This is a genomic window from Pseudomonas sp. R4-84 (assembly GCF_054130985.1).
On sequence record NZ_CP096390.1, the window covers coordinates 1120068 to 1137947 of the forward strand.

17 protein-coding genes are annotated in these 17880 nt (G+C 61.2%); 7 read left to right on the plus strand and 10 right to left on the minus strand.

The window, feature by feature from the left end; genetic code table 11:
* Positions 1 to 51: 51 nt before the first annotated feature.
* Positions 52 to 1158, plus strand: a complete 1107-nt coding sequence (locus M1D68_RS05205; protein WP_420764190.1) for an NADH:flavin oxidoreductase/NADH oxidase — start codon at positions 52 to 54, stop codon at positions 1156 to 1158.
* Positions 1159 to 1234: 76 nt separating this feature from the next.
* Here the strand turns inward: M1D68_RS05205 and M1D68_RS05210 are convergent, their stop codons facing one another.
* Positions 1235 to 2860: a glucan biosynthesis protein D gene (locus M1D68_RS05210; protein ID WP_457969532.1), complete on the minus strand. Its 1626-nt coding sequence runs from the start codon at positions 2858 to 2860 to the stop codon at positions 1235 to 1237.
* Between the two features lie 359 nt (positions 2861 to 3219).
* Between M1D68_RS05210 and M1D68_RS05215 the strand changes: the two genes are divergently transcribed.
* Complete coding sequence (locus M1D68_RS05215) at positions 3220 to 3405, plus strand: hypothetical protein (protein WP_434562483.1); 186 nt, start codon at positions 3220 to 3222, stop codon at positions 3403 to 3405.
* 45 nt (positions 3406 to 3450) lie between these two features.
* Here the strand turns inward: M1D68_RS05215 and M1D68_RS05220 are convergent, their stop codons facing one another.
* The 9 genes from M1D68_RS05220 to M1D68_RS05260 all read right to left on the minus strand — a co-directional run bounded on the left by M1D68_RS05220 (position 3451) and on the right by M1D68_RS05260 (position 12425).
* Entirely contained in the window at positions 3451 to 3750 is a 300-nt protein-coding gene (locus M1D68_RS05220) for a type II toxin-antitoxin system RelE/ParE family toxin (protein WP_457969533.1), read from the minus strand.
* On the minus strand, positions 3713 to 3976 hold the full coding sequence (locus M1D68_RS05225; RefSeq protein ID WP_420764194.1) for a CopG family ribbon-helix-helix protein: 264 nt from the start codon (positions 3974 to 3976) through the stop codon (positions 3713 to 3715). The genes M1D68_RS05220 and M1D68_RS05225 overlap by 38 nt, the downstream gene beginning before the upstream one ends.
* A 144-nt stretch (positions 3977 to 4120) precedes the next feature.
* On the minus strand, positions 4121 to 5545 hold the full coding sequence (locus tag M1D68_RS05230) for a gamma-aminobutyraldehyde dehydrogenase (RefSeq protein ID WP_457969534.1): 1425 nt from the start codon (positions 5543 to 5545) through the stop codon (positions 4121 to 4123).
* A gap of 146 nt (positions 5546 to 5691) precedes the next feature.
* Positions 5692 to 6504, minus strand: coding sequence for an ABC transporter permease (locus M1D68_RS05235; RefSeq protein ID WP_434609768.1), 813 nt, complete (start codon positions 6502 to 6504; stop codon positions 5692 to 5694).
* On the minus strand, positions 6494 to 7441 hold the full coding sequence (locus M1D68_RS05240; RefSeq protein WP_420764197.1) for an ABC transporter permease: 948 nt from the start codon (positions 7439 to 7441) through the stop codon (positions 6494 to 6496). Before M1D68_RS05240 ends, M1D68_RS05235 begins: the two co-directional genes overlap by 11 nt.
* A 1-nt stretch (position 7442) precedes the next feature.
* Positions 7443 to 8480 (minus strand): ABC transporter ATP-binding protein, encoded by a 1038-nt coding sequence (locus M1D68_RS05245; protein ID WP_434562491.1) that lies wholly within the window; start codon positions 8478 to 8480, stop codon positions 7443 to 7445.
* A gap of 194 nt (positions 8481 to 8674) precedes the next feature.
* A complete protein-coding gene (gene ydcS / locus M1D68_RS05250) occupies positions 8675 to 9826 on the minus strand; it encodes a putative ABC transporter substrate-binding protein YdcS (RefSeq protein WP_457969536.1) in 1152 nt (383 codons plus the stop codon).
* A 129-nt stretch (positions 9827 to 9955) separates the two neighbouring features.
* On the minus strand, positions 9956 to 11413 hold the full coding sequence (locus M1D68_RS05255) for a gamma-aminobutyraldehyde dehydrogenase (protein WP_420764200.1): 1458 nt from the start codon (positions 11411 to 11413) through the stop codon (positions 9956 to 9958).
* 97 nt (positions 11414 to 11510) lie between these two features.
* The gene (locus M1D68_RS05260; RefSeq protein WP_420764201.1) at positions 11511 to 12425 is read right to left on the minus strand and encodes a LysR family transcriptional regulator; all 915 of its coding nucleotides are present in this window, start codon (positions 12423 to 12425) and stop codon (positions 11511 to 11513) included.
* Positions 12426 to 12610: 185 nt separating this feature from the next.
* On the opposite strand from M1D68_RS05260, the gene M1D68_RS05265 reads away from it, so the two are divergent.
* The 5 genes from M1D68_RS05265 (at position 12611) to M1D68_RS05285 (ending at position 17878) form a co-directional block, all read left to right on the plus strand.
* Positions 12611 to 13321, plus strand: a complete 711-nt coding sequence (locus M1D68_RS05265; RefSeq protein WP_434650084.1) for a tellurite resistance TerB family protein — start codon at positions 12611 to 12613, stop codon at positions 13319 to 13321.
* A gap of 391 nt (positions 13322 to 13712) precedes the next feature.
* Positions 13713 to 14808 (plus strand): peptide chain release factor 2 gene (prfB, locus tag M1D68_RS05270; protein ID WP_095963568.1). Its coding sequence is split into 2 segments (ribosomal slippage): positions 13713 to 13784 and positions 13786 to 14808, totalling 1095 coding nucleotides; the frame shifts between segments, so codons are not numbered across the junction.
* Between the two features lie 107 nt (positions 14809 to 14915).
* Positions 14916 to 16418 carry a lysine--tRNA ligase gene (gene lysS / locus M1D68_RS05275; protein ID WP_420764203.1) on the plus strand — a complete coding sequence of 501 codons (1503 nt, stop codon included), beginning with the start codon at positions 14916 to 14918 and terminating at the stop codon, positions 16416 to 16418.
* Between the two features lie 101 nt (positions 16419 to 16519).
* Positions 16520 to 17236 (plus strand): TetR/AcrR family transcriptional regulator, encoded by a 717-nt coding sequence (locus M1D68_RS05280; RefSeq protein WP_420764204.1) that lies wholly within the window; start codon positions 16520 to 16522, stop codon positions 17234 to 17236.
* A gap of 87 nt (positions 17237 to 17323) precedes the next feature.
* Positions 17324 to 17878, plus strand: a complete 555-nt coding sequence (locus tag M1D68_RS05285; RefSeq protein ID WP_434562495.1) for a hypothetical protein — start codon at positions 17324 to 17326, stop codon at positions 17876 to 17878.
* Positions 17879 to 17880 lie beyond the last annotated feature (2 nt).

Here is a 17880-nt window from a genome sequence, read left to right on the forward strand (position 1 = left end):
GACTTTTCAAACAGAACCCTGGAGCCTGCCCACTGATTCGAGAGGTGCCCCATGAGTCTGCTGCTGGAACCCTATACCCTTCGCCAACTGACCCTTCCCAATCGCATCGCGGTTTCGCCGATGTGCCAATACTCGAGCGTCGATGGCCTGGCCAACGACTGGCACCTGGTACACCTTGGCAGTCGCGCCGTGGGCGGCGCCGGACTGGTGTTCACCGAAGCCACCGCAGTCACCGCGGACGGCCGTATCACCGCCCAGGACCTTGGGTTGTGGAACGATGAGCAAATCCCGGCGCTGCAACGCATCACCCGTTTCATCACCGCCCAAGGGGCCGTCCCCGGCATCCAGCTGGCGCACGCAGGTCGCAAGGCAAGTACCTGGCGGCCCTGGTTGGGCAAGCATGGCAGCGTCAAGCCGGAGGACGGCGGCTGGGTGCCGGTCGGTCCTTCGCCAATCGCCTTCGACCCACAACACACCCAGCCGATGCAATTGGACGAGGGGCAGATCGCTGGCGTGATCCAGGCATTCGTGGACGCGGCCAAGCGTGCCCTGACCGCAGGCTTCAAGGTGGTCGAGGTCCATGCGGCCCACGGTTACCTGCTGCATCAGTTCCTGTCGCCCTTGAGCAACCAGCGCCGCGATCAATACGGCGGGTCGTTCGAAAACCGTATCCGGCTGGTGCTGCAAGTGACTGAAGCGGTGAGGGCGGTGTGGCCAGAAGAACTACCGGTGTTCGTTCGCGTCTCCGCCACCGACTGGGTCGAAGACGGTTGGAACCCGGACGAAACCGTGGAACTGGCGCGACGATTCAGGATGTTGGGGGTGGACTTGATTGACGTGTCGTCGGGCGGAACCGCCGCGAATGCGGAAATTCCCACCGGCCCGGGTTATCAGACCCGCTTCGCCGAGCGGGTACGTAAGGAGTCGGAGATTGCCACCGGCACCGTGGGCATGATTACCGAGCCGGCCCAGGCCGAGCACATCCTGCGCACCTGCCAGGCCGATATCATCTTCCTCGCCCGGGAATTGTTGCGCGATCCGTATTGGGCCTTGCATGCCGATGATGACTTGGGTGGGCGCAAGGCCACTTGGCCGGCGCAGTACCAACGGGCGACGCATCGGGACCAGCCGATCCATGAGTCGGATCTTCGGGACTGAATTGGCGATGAAACAAAAAGCCCCGGTCATTGGCCGGGGCTTTTTGTTTTTTGTTTATCGGGTGTCCAGAGTTGGTTCAGGGATACTTACGCCGATCCGGCGCCGGCGGGAAATACTGGTACAGCCAGGTCTCGCTCAACGTGCGGTCCTTGGAACGCAGGAAGAGCCGCATTTCTACCGGGTCCACGCGATCGTCGGTCGGGTACCAGTCGAAAGTAATGCGGTAGCCCTTGATCGCGTCCAGTACCAACACGTTGAAGTCCTTGACCTCGCCGTGGGAGCAGGTCACGACCGGTTCGATACCGGTGCCCGGAGGCAACTGGTCGAGGCCACCGCCCGTGAAGTCCACGGCAAAGCGCCGCGCCCAGACGGTCGGGTAATGCTCGCCGGGTGCCCAGCCTTCGATGAAGCCGCCCATGCCGGAGCGGGTGGCATCGACACGCGCCAGGTCGGTGCTCACGGGTGGCAAGGCACTCCAGTAGAGCTTGTAGCCGTAGTTCAGCGAATCACCGGCGGCGACGGGTTTTTTCGGGGTCCAGAACGCGACGATGTTATCCAGGGTTTCGCCGGTTGTAGGAATTTCCAACAGATCGACTGAGCCTTCTCCCCATGCGGTCGTAGGCTCGACCCACAGGCTCGGACGTTTGCTGTACCAATCCACGGTGTCCTGGTAGCTGTCGAAGTCATGGTCGGTCTGCACCAGCCCGAAGCCTTTCGGATTCTTGTCGGCGAACGCGTTGAATTGCAGGGTGGCGGGGTTGTTCAGCGGGCGGCAGACCCATTCGCCGTTGCCGCGCCACATGGCCAGCCGGTCGGAGTCGTGGATTTGCGGGTGAATGGTGTCGCACATGCGCCGCTCGACCGTGCCGCAGCTGAACATGCTGGTCATCGGCGCGATGCCCAGTTGCTCAATGGCGGTACGGGCATGGATGTGCGCATCGATTTCCATGACGACCCGGGTCGGCTGGCAATCGATATCGAAACGATAGGCGCCGGTGGCGCTGGGGGAGTCGAGCAGGGCGTAGACCACGAAACGGGTGCTGTTCTTGTCCGGGGTTTCGAACCAGAACTTGGTGAAATCCGGAAACTCCTCGCGCTTCTTCGCATAGGTGTCGATGGCCAGGCCCCGGGCCGACAGCCCGTACTGGCCGCTGGCATCGACGGCGCGGAAATAGCTGGCCCCCAGGAATGAAACGATGTCGTGCCGGTCCAGCTCCGGTGCCTTGAACACCCGGAAACCCGCGAAGCCCAGGTCACCGGTCAATTGCGAGGTATTGACCGTGGTCTTTTCGTAGTTGAACAGCTCTGGGCGGAAATGCACCTCACGGGCCATACGCGTCTTCGGGTCGACGCTGTACATGCGAACCGGCTGCTTGAAACCCATGCCGACATGGAAGAACTGTGCGTCCAATTGCCCGTCCAGCTCATTCCACAGGGAGTGGTTGGCGTCGTACCGGATGGCATTGAACTGCAGCGGCGACATCTGGGCCAGGGTCGGTGGCAGGACTTGCTTGGTGTCGACGTAGCGGCTCTCGGCCAGCTGCCGGGCCTGATCCTTCAGCCCTTTGAAATCGAAGGGACGGGCTTCGCCGTCGGCGGTCTGGTCAGCGGCCCAGGCGCGTGCGGCCATGAGTCCCGACGCCGATAGCCCGGTGTAGGCGGCGAAGGCCATGGAGGCCTTGAGCAAATTCCTGCGGTGCATAAATACAACCTTAATCAAAGCAATCCCGAGCCGATCCTGGCAACAGAGATTGAAAAAGGAGTTCGGACATGCCTTTGGCCAAACGCGACGAACGTAAGAACAGATACCTGAGAGCTGGATCGGTTCACCGAGGCGCAAAATCATAGGGGAAATGCGAGCTTGGAGAGATAGGAAAGCGTGACCTGGTCAAAATTTCTTACAGTTATTTCCTTTTTTATGAACATTTTGGGTTTTTTTGACTAATTACTCTAAAACTCCCTTTTCACCCGATGAATCCTCCCTATTCTTGAGTGTGAAGGACGATGTAACCGGTTCACCGGGCGCTATCAGGTCAACTCGACGTAACAGAAGGACAAGTCATGACGAAAATACAGGGCCTTACCGAAATGCTGGGAGTCTTCCCGGGCCTGATCAACGCGCGCAAGAAACGCCGGCTCAGCCGGGAAGAATTGAGATTGGTCGAACGGTACCGGGAGCTGTCGGAAAGCGACCGGATCGCCATGCGCTACCTGCTGGATGCGATGCGCAGTGTTTCGCGGTTTTGAATACCCATGGAGATCGGCGGCTGGGTCGGGAGGTGTTAGTCGGCGTTACTGCTCTGACCAGTCCTGGGGGCGCTCGGTGCGCTGGTGCAATACTCGCAGGACCTGCAGTTGCCCATGCAAGAGTCGGTAAGGCGCAAAAAACGGATAGCGCGCCAGCACCAGCTCTCGGATATCGGGAGCAGGTGAGGGACGACCCGAGCCAGGAAAACGCTGCAGTTGCTGCAACGTTTCAAGGATCGTGAGGACGACCTCATCAGCATCGTCCGGGCCGATAGCGTGGGAGTAATATTCATGGATCGAGTCGAGGTCACTCTGTGCTTTGTCGGTCAGTACGATGCTCGGCACGCTTTGCCCACTTAGCCTTCACGGCGTCCAGGTCGGTCAGATGTCCAGCATCGGCATCCGCCATGCCTTCGCTGATCGCTTGCAGATGCCACGATTCGGCTTCCACATATCGAACCAATGCACGCTTGAGGTGATATTGACGGTCGCGGTCGGTGGCGGCAGCCAGCAAGTCCAATTGCTGGGCCAGACCTTCTTCGACACGAAAGGACAAAACGGGCGAGGCCATGGTTCATCTCCTGATGTATACATTGTAGACACCCTAGGCGCTGCCAGAATCTCCGTCAACCGGCGGCGTGCACCGATCGACGAAAACCTTAGCAGGACGAACGCGGGGCAGGCATGGGCATGTGTTGCCAACGTTGTCTTTACATCAGTGCTTGAACATCACATGCCGCACCACTGTGTAATCCTCCAACCCATACATGGACATGTCCTTGCCGTAGCCAGAACGTTTCTGACCGCCATGGGGCATTTCGCTGACCAGCATGAAGTGGGTATTCACCCAGGTGCAGCCGTATTGCAGCCGCGCCGAGAGGCGATGGGCGCGGCCGATGTCGGTGGTCCATACCGATGAGGCCAGTCCGTAGTCCGAATCGTTGGCCCAGGCCAACACTTGCGCTTCATCAAGGAACGGCGTGACGGACACCACCGGGCCGAAGATTTCGCGCCGGACGATTTCGTCATCCTGCTGTGCATCGGCCAGCACTGTCGGTTCGAAAAAGAAACCGTTGCCTTCTACCGCCTTGCCCCCGGTGACCAGGCGGATGTGGGGCTGGGCGATGGCTCGCTCGACGAAGGCGGCCACTCGGTCACGATGCTGGGCAGTGATCAGCGGCCCCATCTCGGTGTCGGGCTCGTTCTGCAGACCGTACTTGATGCTGGCGACGGCGGCGCCGAGTTTCTCGACAAACTTGTCGTAGATGCCTTGCTGGGCGTAGATGCGGCAAGCGGCGGTGCAATCCTGGCCAGCGTTATAGAAGCCGAAGGTGCGGATGCCTTCCACCGCAGCGTCGATGTCGGCATCATCGAAAATGATCACCGGGGCCTTGCCGCCCAACTCCATGTGCATGCGTTTGACGCTGTCGGCGGTACTGGAAATGATGTTCGAGCCAGTGGCGATGGAGCCTGTGAGGGATACCATGCGCACTTTCGGGTGGGTGACCAGCGGGTTGCCCACGGTTTGCCCGCGGCCGAAGATCACGTTGAGCACGCCCGCCGGAAATATCTCTGATGCCAATTCCGCCATGCGCAACGCTGTCAGCGGCGTCTGCTCCGACGGCTTGAGCACCACCGTGTTGCCGGCGGCCAGGGCGGGGGCGATTTTCCAGGCAACCATCATCAACGGGTAATTCCACGGTGCGATGGACGCGATGACGCCCACCGGGTCGCGACGGATCATCGAGGTGTGGCCCGGCAGGTATTCACCGCCCGCCGAGCCGTTCATGCAGCGACTGGCGCCGGCAAAGAAGCGGAACACGTCGGCGATTGCCGGGATTTCGTCGTTCAGCGCGGCGTTGAACGGTTTGCCGCAGTTATCCGATTCCAGTTTCGCCAGTTCCTCGCCATGGGTCTCGATGGCGTCCGCCAGCTTGAGCAGCAACAGGGAACGGTCCTTGGGCGGCACCTGCGACCAGGATTCGAAGGCGTTGTCGGCAGCGCGGACCGCGGCATCGACCTGGGCCTCGCTGGCTTCGTTGATTTCCACCAGCACCCGGCCCAGGGCCGGATTGAAAACGGCCTGGCCAGGGCCCTCGCCGTTGACGAGGTGGCCGTTGATAAGCAGTTTGGTTTGCATGTCCATGTCCTCTTGAACGTTAGTGCTTTTCTGTGGGAGCGAGCCTGCTCGCGAAGGCGTCCTTGCAGCCGACATCTGTGTTGAGCGCTGGTCAGTCATCGCGAGCAGGCTCGCCCCCACAGGGGATAGTCATCTTGGCGGCGAATCTATTTCCCACCGCTCCCCGCTACGCTTTCACCACCACGGGTCAGGTAATACGCGCCGAGGATCGGCAACATCGTGACCAACATCACCAGCATCGCCACCACATTGGTTACTGGGACGTCGCGAGGGCGGCTGAGCTGGTTGAGCAGCCAGAGCGGCAAGGTGCGCTCGTGGCCGGCGGTGAAGGTGGTGACGATGATTTCATCGAACGACAAGGCAAACGCCAGCATCCCTCCGGCCAGCAGGGCCGATCCCAGGTTGGGCAGGACGATGTAGCGAAAGGTCTGCCAGCCGTCGGCGCCCAGGTCCATCGAGGCTTCGATCAGACTATGGGACGTGCGGCGCAGGCGGGCGATGACGTTGTTGTAGACGATCACCACGCAGAAGGTTGCGTGGCCGACGATGATGGTGAACATCCCCGGCTCGATGCCCAGGCTCTTGAAGGTCGCCAACAGCGCAATGCCGGTGATGATCCCTGGTAGGGCAATCGGCAGGATCAACATCAGGGAAATGCCTTGTTTGCCGAAGAAGTCCCGGCGATACAGCGCCGCCGAGGCCAGGGTGCCGAGCACCATGGCGATCAGCGTGGCGACAGCCGCCACTTGCAACGACAACTTGATCGCTTCCAGCACGTCCGGGCGCGAAAAGGCCACGCTAAACCATTTCAACGTCAGGCCCTTGGGCGGGAAGCTGAACGCGGCGTCTTCGGTGTTGAAGGCATATAGGAAGATGATCAGGATCGGGAAGTGCAGGAACACCAGCCCGCCCCATGCCGCGATGCGCAGGCCCCATGACGCTCGAGAGTCAGAGTGCATCGAAAGCCCCCAGTCGCTTGACGATGGAAAGATAGATGGCGATCAGCACGATGGGCACCAGCGTGAATGCCGCGGCCATGGGCATGTTGCCGATGGCGCCTTGCTGGGCGTAGACCATGCTGCCGACGAAGTAGCCCGGCGGGCCCACCAGTTGCGGCACGATGAAATCCCCCAGGGTCAGCGAGAAGGTGAAGATCGAGCCGGCCGCGATGCCTGGGACCGACAGCGGCAGGATTACCTGCATGAATGTCTGGTGTGGACGGGCGCCCAGGTCCGCCGAGGCCTGCAGCAGCGACGGCGGCAGGCGTTCGAGGGATGCCTGGATCGGCAGGATCATGAACGGCAGCCAGATGTAGACGAACACCAGGAAGCGCCCCAAGTGCGATGTGGACAACGTGCTGCCGCCCACGCCGGGAATCTCCAGCGCCCATTGCAGCAGCGGCCCCAGGCCCAGGTGCTGGACGAACCATTGCGCCACGCCGCCTTTGGCCAGCAACAGCGTCCAGGCATAGGCCTTGACGATATAGCTGGCCCACATCGGCAGCATCACCGCGATGTAGAAGAACGCCTTGGTCTTGCCGCTGGTGTGGCGCGCCATGTAATAGGCAATCGGGAACGCAACCAGGGCGCTCGCGATGGACACGGCAATCGCCATGGTCAGGGTGCGAGCGATGATGTCGAAATTCGATGGCTGAAACAGTGCTGAAAAATTCGCCAGGGTCAGGTCCGGCGTGACCGCCATGGTGAAGTCGTCGAAAGTGTAGAAGCCCTGCCAGAGCAGGGTCAGCAACGAACCCAGGTAGATCGCGCCGAACCAGATCAGCGGAGGCACCAGCAGCATCGACAGATACAGATTCGGTCGTCGGTACAGCAGATTCGAAAAGCGCCGCAACGCCGAGCCGTGCGTCGCTGTTTGAGTCATGGCCAGGGTGCTCATCTCAGACCTCGCTGCCGACGGTGTCGTGCAGGGCAACCATCGCCTCGCGGGCCCAGCGCACGGCCAGGTGCTGGCCGGCCTGATGCCGGGTGCCGTTGTCGCTCCACTGGGTGTTGGCCTGGCTGAGGCTCAGGGTCTGGCCGTTTTCCAGCTTCAATTCGTAGCGTGTCGCGCTGCCTTGGTACTGGATGTCATGGAGCAGGCCATTGACCTCTATTTCATGACTCTCCAGCGGTCCTTCGGCAAAACGCACGTGTTCCGGACGAATCGAGAACGGCTGTGGATAACCGCTCAGTTGTCGCGCCAGTTCGCCGCGGATCACGTTGGAGGTGCCGACGAATTCGGCAACGAAGGTGGTGGCCGGTTTCATGTACAGGTTGCGCGGCGTATCGACCTGTTCAATGCGGCCCTTGTTGAACACCGCCACGCGATCGGACATCGACAACGCTTCGGTCTGGTCATGAGTAACGAAAATGAAGGTGATGCCCAGCTGCCGTTGCAGCTTCTTCAGTTCGCCTTGCATCTGTTCACGCAGCTTCAAGTCGAGGGCGCCCAGCGGCTCGTCCAGCAACAATACCCGTGGGCGATTGACCAACGCACGGGCCAGGGCGACACGCTGGCGCTGGCCGCCGGAAAGTTGCACCGGCTTGCGCTCGCCGTAGCCGCCCAGGGCTACCATCTCCAAGGCTTCGTCGGCGCGCTTGATGCGCTCGGCCTTGGCGACGCCTTTGACTTTCAAGCCATAGGCCACGTTGTCGCGCACATTCATATGGGGGAACAGGGCGTAGTCCTGGAAAACCGTATTCACGTCCCGCTGGTAGGGCGCAAGACCCACGGCTTCTTCACCGTGGATACGGATCGAACCGGCGCTGGGTTGCTCGAAGCCTGCGATCAGCCGCAGGCAGGTGGTCTTGCCGGAGCCGGAGGGGCCCAGCATGGAGAAGAACTCGCCGTCCTGGATGTCGATGGAGACCCGATCGACGGCCTTCACATCGCCGAACTGACGGGACACATGGGTGAACTGGACTGCAAGCGTCATGGTGCGGGGCTCCACAAAACGGGGCGCTATGAATATTGAAATGCAATCCCGTGGCGAGGGAGCTTGCTCCCGCTGGCGGGCGAAGCACGCCCAAAACCGACCGATGCGGTCTTGCCTGTTTGACCGCATCGGCTGGTTTTGGGATGGCTGCGCCATCCAGCGGGAGCAAGCTCCCTCGCCACGGAGATAGTGCGTTAACGCCCACCCATGATCGCTATGTAATCCTGGGTCCAGCGGCTGTACGGTACGAACTTGCCACCCTCGGCCTGGGGCGTTTTCCAGAAAGCGATCTTGTCGAACTGGTCGAAACCGTTGGTTTTGCAACCTTCGGCGCCCAGCAGTTCGCTGCCTTTGCACGCCTCGGGCACGGCAGGCAAGGAGCCGAACCATGCGGCCACGTCACCCTGGACTTTCGGTTGCAGCGACCAATCCATCCACTTGTAGGCGCAGTTGGGGTGCTTGGCCTCGGCGTGCAGCATGGTGGTGTCGGCCCAGCCGGTGGCGCCTTCTTTGGGAATGGTCGAGGCGATTGGCTGTTTCTCGTTCATCAAACCGTTGACCTGATACGGCCAGGCGCCGGACGCCACCACGCCTTCGTTCTTGAAGTCGCTCATCTGCACGGTGGTGTCATGCCAGTAGCGGTGAATCAACGGTTGCTGGGCCCGTAGCAATTGGAGCACAGCCTTGTACTGGGTTTCGTCGAGCTGGTACGGGTCCTTGATACCCAGTTCAGGTTTGGCGGTCATGAGATAAAGCGCCGCGTCGGCGATGTAGATCGGGCCGTCGTAGGCTTGCACGCGCCCCTTGTTCGGCTTTCCGTCGGGCAGGTTCTGGGTTTCGAACAGCACGCTCCAACTGGTCGGTGCCTGCTTGAATACCTGGGTGTTGTACATCAACACGTTTGGGCCCCACTGGTAGGGCGTGCCGTAGGTCTGTTGATTGACCACATACCACGGCGCGTCTTTGAGGCGCGGGTCGAGGTTTTTCCAATTGGCGATCAGCGCGGTATTGATCGGCTGCACGCGTTTGCCGGCAATCAGCCGCAACGAGGCATCGCCCGAAGCAGTGACGAGGTCATAGCCGCCCTTGCTCATCAGGCTGACCATTTCATCGGACGTGGCGGCGGTTTTCACGTTGACCTTGCAGCCGGTTTCCTTTTCGAAACCGGTGACCCAGTCATAGGCCTTGTCGCTTTCACCGCGTTCGATGTAGCCCGGCCAGGCGACGATATCCAATTGGCCTTCGCCGGCACCAATGGCCTTGAGCGGTTCGGCGGCCTGGACGCTGACGCTGGTCAGCAGCGCCGTGGTGATTGCACTGAGCAATACGGTCTTGTGCGCGTACATGGAAATCCCTCTTGCTTTAATTATGGTCGGGGCAGTTTTTTGAGAACGTGTCGCTGGTTATTGTTTTAGCTTAGCTGCAAGCCTTGAGCCGCAAGCTGCAAGGCAGCGAAGGGCTTGAAAGCTCGCAGCTCAAAGCTCCCGGCCATGCCGGGCCATGATATGGCGCACCACGCTGTAGTCCTGAAGCGAGTCGCTGGACAGATCTTTCCCATAGCCCGAGCGTTTCAAGCCGCCGTGGGGCATCTCGCTGACCAGCATGAAATGGCTGTTGATCCAGGTGCAGCCGTATTGCAGCCGTGCCGCCACTTGCATCGCCTTGTCCAGGTTCTGGGTCCATACCGAGGAGGCCAGGCCATATTCCGAATCGTTGGCCCAGTCCACCGCTTGGCTGAGCTCGTCGAAGCGGGTCACGGTGACCACCGGGCCGAACACTTCCCGTTGGACGATCTCATCGCTTTGCTTGCAGCCGGCCAGCAGCGTCGGCTGATAGTAGAAACCGGCCCCGGAATGCACCGCCGCACCGGTGATGCGTTCGATGTGCGGCTGGCCAAGGGCTCGCTCGACAAAACTGGCGACACGGTCGCGCTGGCGCACGCTGATCAGCGGACCGATTTCATTGTCGGCGTCGCGCTTGCCGGCAAAGCGCAGGCTGCCGACCGCCGCGCCGAGTTCCGCCACCAGCCGGTCGTGGATACCGGCCTGGGCGTAGATCCGGCAGGCGGCGGTGCAATCCTGTCCGGCGTTGTAATAACCATAGGTGCGCACGCCCTCGATCACCGCTTGGAGATCGGCGTCGTCACAGACAATCACTGGGGCCTTGCCACCCAGTTCCAGATGCGTGCGCTTGAGGGTTTTCGCCGCCGCCTGAAGGATCTTCTGGCCGGTGACGATATCGCCGGTCAGCGAGACCATGCGCACCTTCGGATGGCTGACCAGATGGCTGCCGACGCCTTCGCCGCCACCGCAGATGATGTTGATGACGCCGGGCGGCAGGATCTCGGCCAGTATTGGCGCCAGGGCCAGGATCGACAGCGGCGTGTGCTCGGAAGGCTTGAACACCAAGGTATTGCCAGCGGCCAGGGCTGGGGCGATCTTCCAGGCCGCCATCATGATGGGGTAGTTCCACGGCGCGATGGAGGCCACCACGCCGATCGGGTCGCGGCGCACCATGCTGGTGTAGCCCGGCAGGTATTCACCGCTGAGCTGGCCGGTCTGGCAGCGCACCGCGCCGGCAAAAAAACGGAACACATCCACCGTGGCGCTCAAATCATCCTGGCGAGCCAGGTGCAAGGGCTTGCCGCAGTTCAAGGATTCGAGACGGGCCAGGTGATCGGCGTTTTTTTCGATGGCGCTGGCGATTTCCAGCAGCAGGTTCGAGCGTTGTTGCGGCGTGGTACGTGACCAACCGCCGAAGGCGTGATGAGCCGCGAGGATCGCGGCTTCGACCTGTTCGATACTGCCCTCGGCGATTTGCGCAACCACTTCACCCGTGGCCGGGTTGAGAATCGGCTCGACAAAACCCTCGCCGGCCGCCAATTCTCCGTTGATCAACAACGCGGTACACAACGGGGTTTGCGTGCCAGCCATGTTTTATTTCTCGAGTTGTCAGCAGTCTTGAGGATTCAGCAAGACTAGTGCGCACTCGCAAGGCCTACAAATTCGAAATACTCAACGCTGCGTTCGATTAAATCGATGGCTTGCGTCCGCCATGGGATTGTTCCCGAGCGACCGCCAGGAACGGGTCGACCGAGGCCGGGCGTGCAGTTCCCCGGCGCCAGGCCAGCCCGACATCCAGCGTCTGGTTGAGGTCGGCGATGGGGCGCGCCTCGATGATGTCGCCTTCCAGCGACCAGGGGCGGTAGGTCATGTCCGGTTGGATCGAAACACCCAGGCCGGCCGCCACCAGGCTGCGTACCGCTTCGGTCGAGGCTGTGCGCAGGGTGATTTGCGGTTGCAGGCCGGCGCCGCGCCAGAGGCGTTGCGCGTTGCGGTCCATTTCATCGACGTTCAATTGGATCAGTTGTTCCCGGGCGACATCCGCCAGGTGGATGCTGTCGTTTTCAAGCAGCGGATGCTGTGCCGGCAACCACAAGCGATGGGGTGAGTGGGTCAGCACTTCGGTCTGCAGGGCGTGGCGGTCTTCCAGGTTGGAGAGGATCAGCACGCCGACATCGATCTCGCCGCTGACCAACAGATGTTCGATGTAGGGACGTTCGTCCTCCATAACCCGGATTGCCACATTGGGGTAGGCGCGCTGGAAACGGGTCAGGAGATCCGCCAGGTAGTAACCGGCGACCAGGCTGGTCACGCCGATGGTGATCTGGCCGGCCACCTGGTCGGTGCTTTGCTGCAGGCTACGCTTGGCGTTATCGACCGTGGCGAGAATCAGATGGGCCTGGCGCAGGAACTGGTGTCCCTGGTGGGTCAGCGTCATGCCTTTCGCGTGGCGGTTGAACAGGCTGACGCCGATTTCCTCTTCCAGTTGCTGGATTGCCAGGGTCAAGGTCGATTGGGAGATGAATGCGGTCTGCGCGGCGGCGGAGATCGAGCCGGTCTCGGCCACCGCGATGAAATGACGGATCTGGCGCAGGGTCATCATGACGCACATCCTGAGATCGGATTTATCGAGGCCTTGAAGTGTATATCGTTTTTATCGAATAGCGCCGGCGAGACTCTGGTTGCCCAGGCAACATCTCGAAGCAATGTGACCAAGGGTAGTAGGGCACTTTCGTTCTAGGCTGAGGGCCTTATGATCCGGTTAACCCGAATGCGTGGAGGCGGCAAATGAACACCCGTGGATTGCTCGATCAGTTACTCAAGTCCGGTCAGGAAATGTTGCAGAACAAGGGCGGCGGTTCGCAAGGCAAGCCATCCAGCGGCCTGGGCGGTTTGCTCGGCGGCTCCGGCAACCTGGGCGGCATGCTGTCCGGCGCGGGGGGCGGGGCGCTGGCGGCGAGCGCCATGGGCATGCTGCTGGGCAACAAGAAAGCCCGCAATTTTGGTGGCAAGGCGCTGGCTTATGGTGGCCTGGCTGCCCTGGGCGTGATTGCCTACAAGGCTTACGGCAATTGGCAGGCCCAACAGGGCAACGCGCCGAAAACCGAGCCGCAGACTCTGGACCGCGTGCCGGCGGCGCAAGTCGAGCAACACAGCCAGGCGATCCTCAAGGCTCTGGTCGCGGCGGCCAAGGCTGACGGCCATGTGGATGACCGCGAGCGGCAGTTGATCGAAGGCGAATTCACCAAGCTCGATAATGACCAGGAGCTTCAACACTGGCTGCATGCCGAGCTCAACAAACCGCTGGACCCCACCGACGTGGCACGTGCCGCAAGCACGCCGGAAATCGCCGCAGAGATGTACATCGCCAGTGTGATGTTGGTGGACGAAGAGAATTTCATGGAAAAATCCTACCTCGACGAACTGGCGCGGCAGTTGAAGCTGGAGCCGGGGTTGAAGGCGGAACTGGAAAAGCAGGTGCGCCAGGCGGCTGCCTGATCTGCTCGTAGAGTAATTGGAAGAGTTGAAACTATACCTGTGGAGGTTGCTGCGGGATCAGTCCCAGCCGTCGCTGCTGATCCTCCGACCTTCCGGCCGGCAATCGGGTGGGGGGTTAAATAGGTTTGCGGGGGAAAGATGCTTTTCGTGGCGAGGGAGCTTGATCGCGCTGGGTTGCGCAGCAGCCCTAAAATGGCTCCCTCGGTCAACCTGACACACCGAGCCAACTGGTTTCAGGGGCGCTGCGCGCGCCAGCGGGAGCAAGCTCCCTCGCCACAGGGGGCGTACGCGGAATCTCATTGCCCCTAAAGCCGCCGGGCGGGCTGCCGCTGGCGTTTGATTACGTTATACTCGCCGGCTTTCAAAAGTTCGCCAACGAGTGCTGCCCGCCATGGAAATCAACCCGATCCTGAACACTATCAAGGACCTGTCCGAGCGCTCCGAAACTATTCGGGGGTATCTTTGACTACGATCAAAAGCATGAGCGCCTGACCGAAGTCAATCGCGAGCTTGAAGATCCGAATGTCTGGAACAACCCTTCCTACGCCCAGGAACTGGGCCGCGAGCGTTCTGCGCTGGCGCAGATCGTCGAGACCCTGGACGAATTGTCAAGTGGCCTGGCCGATTGTCGCGACCTGCTGGACATGGCTGTCGAAGAGAACGACGAAGGCGCGGTCGGCGATGTCGTCGCCGAACTGACTCGCCTGGACGAGAACCTCGCCAAGCTGGAATTCCGTCGCATGTTCAGCGGCGAGATGGACATGAACAACGCCTACCTGGACATCCAGGCCGGTTCCGGCGGCACCGAAGCCCAGGACTGGGCCAACATCCTGCTGCGCATGTACCTGCGCTGGGCTGACAAACGCGGTTTCGACGCCACGATCATGGAACTGTCCGCCGGCGAAGTCGCCGGGATCAAGGGCGCCACCGTGCACATCAAGGGCGAATACGCCTTTGGTTGGCTGCGGACCGAGATCGGCGTGCACCGCCTGGTACGCAAGAGCCCGTTCGACTCCGGCAACCGGCGCCACACCTCGTTCTCGGCGGTATTCGTCTCTCCGGAAATCGATGACAACATCGAAATCGAGATCAACCCGGCCGACCTGCGCATCGACACCTACCGCTCCTCCGGTGCCGGTGGCCAGCACGTAAACACCACTGACTCGGCCGTGCGGATTACCCACGTACCGACCAACACGGTGGTGAGTTGCCAGAACGAACGTTCCCAGCACGCCAACAAAGACACCGCGATGAAGATGTTGCGGGCCCGCTTGTACGAGCAGGAAGTGCAGAAGCGCAACGCCGCGTCCCAGGCACTGGAAGACACCAAGTCCGACATCGGCTGGGGTCACCAGATCCGTTCGTACGTGCTCGACGCCTCGCGGATCAAGGACTTGCGTACCAGCATCGAACGCAGCGACTGCGACAAAGTGCTTGATGGCGACATCGATGAATACCTGATCGCCAGCCTCAAGCAAGGGCTGTAACGCGACACCCACGCGGTGGGCAGGCACGCTTGCACGCAAGCGAGGCCTGCCCGCAAACTCCGGCCCGGGGCCGGGGGCAACGAACCTGTGATGGAATCCTTAAAGACATGAGCGACCTAGAACTCGACCCGCAAGCCCTGCAACAGGAAGAAAACTCCCTGATCGCCCTGCGCAAGGAAAAGCTTGCTGCCGAGCGCGAGAAGGGCCAGGCCTTCCCCAACGACTTCCGCCGCGACGCGTATTGCGACGTCCTGCAGAAGAAGTACGCAGACAAGACCAAGGAAGAGCTGGCCGAGGCGGCGATTGCGGTCAAGGTTGCCGGTCGCATCATGCTCAACCGTGGTTCGTTCATGGTGATCCAGGACATGACCGGCCGCATTCAGGTCTACGTCAACCGCAAGACCCTGCCGGAAGAAACCCTGGCCGCCGTCAAGACCTGGGACCTGGGCGACATCATCGCCGCCGAAGGCACCCTGGCCCGCTCCGGCAAGGGCGACCTGTACGTCGAAATGACCAGCGTGCGCCTGCTGACCAAGTCCTTGCGCCCGCTGCCGGACAAGCACCACGGCCTGACCGACACCGAGCAACGTTACCGCCAGCGCTACGTCGACCTGATCGTCAACGAAGACGTGCGCCAGACCTTCCGCGTGCGTTCGCAAGTCATCGCCCACATCCGCAGCTTCCTGATGAAGCGTGACTTCCTGGAAGTCGAGACGCCGATGCTCCAGACCATCCCTGGCGGCGCGGCGGCCAAGCCGTTCGAAACCCACCATAACGCCCTGGACATGGAAATGTTCCTGCGTATCGCCCCGGAGCTGTACCTCAAGCGCCTGGTGGTCGGCGGCTTCGAGAAAGTGTTCGAGATCAACCGCAACTTCCGTAACGAAGGCGTTTCGACCCGGCATAACCCCGAGTTCACCATGCTCGAGTTCTACCAGGCCTATGCTGACTACGAAGACAACATGGACCTGACCGAAGAACTGTTCCGCGAACTGGCGCAGTTGGTCCTGGGCAGCACCGATGTGCCATACGGCGACAAAGTGTTCCACTTCGGCGAGCCGTTCGTGCGCCTGTCGGTGTTCGATTCGATCCTCAAGTACAACCCTGAGATCACCGCCGCCGATCTGCAGGACATCGACAAGGCCCGTGCCATCGCCAAGAAGGCCGGCGCCAAGGTGCTCGGCTTCGAAGGCCTGGGCAAGCTGCAGGTGATGATTTTCGAAGAGCTGGTGGAGCACAAGCTGGAGCAGCCGCACTTCATCACCCAGTACCCGTTCGAAGTGTCGCCGCTGGCCCGTCGCAACGACGAAGACCCAAGCGTGACCGACCGCTTCGAGCTGTTCATCGGTGGCCGGGAAATCGCCAACGCCTATTCCGAGCTCAATGACGCGGAAGACCAGGCCGAGCGCTTCATGGCCCAGGTAGCCGACAAGGACGCGGGCGACGACGAAGCCATGCACTACGACGCCGACTTCGTCCGCGCCTTGGAGTACGGCATGCCGCCGACCGCAGGTGAAGGCATCGGCATCGATCGCCTGGTGATGTTGCTGACCAACTCGCCGTCGATCCGGGATGTGATCCTCTTCCCGCACATGCGGCCCCAAGCGTAATGGTCTGAATCAAAAAGCCGCCTCGATGGGCGGCTTTTTATTGCCTGTCTGGTACAAACGTATCAATTGGTTACTTCTGAAATAGCGAGGAAACACCTGTCGTGAATCGTGCAATGGCTCCAGAAGGTGCAGCGGGCGTCGCCACTGCTGTCGCTGAAAGTGTTCAGTACCAGGGTCGCAAGGCCAGCCGACAGGGCAGTGAACAGCGCCGCCAGGACATTCTCGACGCGGCCATGCGCATCGTCGTGCGCGATGGCGTGCGGGCCGTGCGACACCGCGCGGTGGCCGCCGAAGCGGGCGTGCCGCTGTCGGCCACCACTTACTACTTCAAGGACATCGACGACCTGCTCACCGATACGTTCGCCCAGTACGTGGAGCGCAGCGCGGCGTTCATGGCCAAGCTGTGGACCAACAACGAGGGGCTGCTGCGTGAAATGGTCGCCTACGGGGACGGCAGCGCCGAGTCGCGCTCGCAATTGGCCGACGACATTGCGCGGATGACCGCTGATTATGTGCAGCATCAGTTGCAGAGTCGTCGCGACTATTTGATGGCCGAACAGGCCTTTCGCCAGGAAGCGCTGCTCAACCCACGCCTGGCGGAACTGGTTCGTTCTCATCAACGAATCCTGCTCCATGGCACCTGTCAGTTTTTCCAGGTGTTGGGCTCGCGCGAGCCGCAACAGGATGCCAAAGTGTTGACGGCGATTATCGGTCGGATGGAATATCAGGGCTTGCTCAATGGCGCCGAGCCTGTCGCTGAAGAAGACATGCTCGGCATCCTGACCCGCTACATGCACCTGGTACTGGCGTCGGTGTAGCCCTTATTGGGGTACAACAGGTCCCCCGTGGCGAGGGAGCAAGCTCCCTCGCCACAAGACAAAGCGCTGAAGCCATAGGGAGTTCCAATGAAAGCCTGGCATGCCGTTGTTCTGGCCGTGTCGTTGCTGCTGCTCAGTGGGTGCCTGGTGTCGTTCAAGGCGCCGTTGCCCGACAGCGAAGCCGCGCCCAAGGGCCTGCTCGGCCAATGGACCAGCACCAACGCCTGGGGCGAGCCGTTGAACCTGGAGCTGACGCAAGTCGGCAAGCACCGCTACCAGGCCATCAGCTACTTCAGGGCCAAGCCCCGAGAGCGCGAAGCCATTCCCGTGACGGTCTCCCGACACGGCAGCCGCTGGTACCTGTCGGCCAAGGTGCCGGCCCGCTATGGCGGACATTTTGTCATTGCCGGTTTCGAACTGACCGACAAACAGGAACTGGTGGTCTACAACCTGGACATGGAACAGATCAACCAGGCCATCGGCCAGAAGCTCCTCAGTGGCCAGCCGAACCCAAGCGAAGAGGGCGATGGCGTGCTGGTGGACAGCGACATGGTCAAGGTGTTCAGCTACCTCGACGACCCAGCCAATTCCGACGTGTTCTCGGAAGCCGTGCGCTATCAGCGACTGGCCAAATCCCAATAACT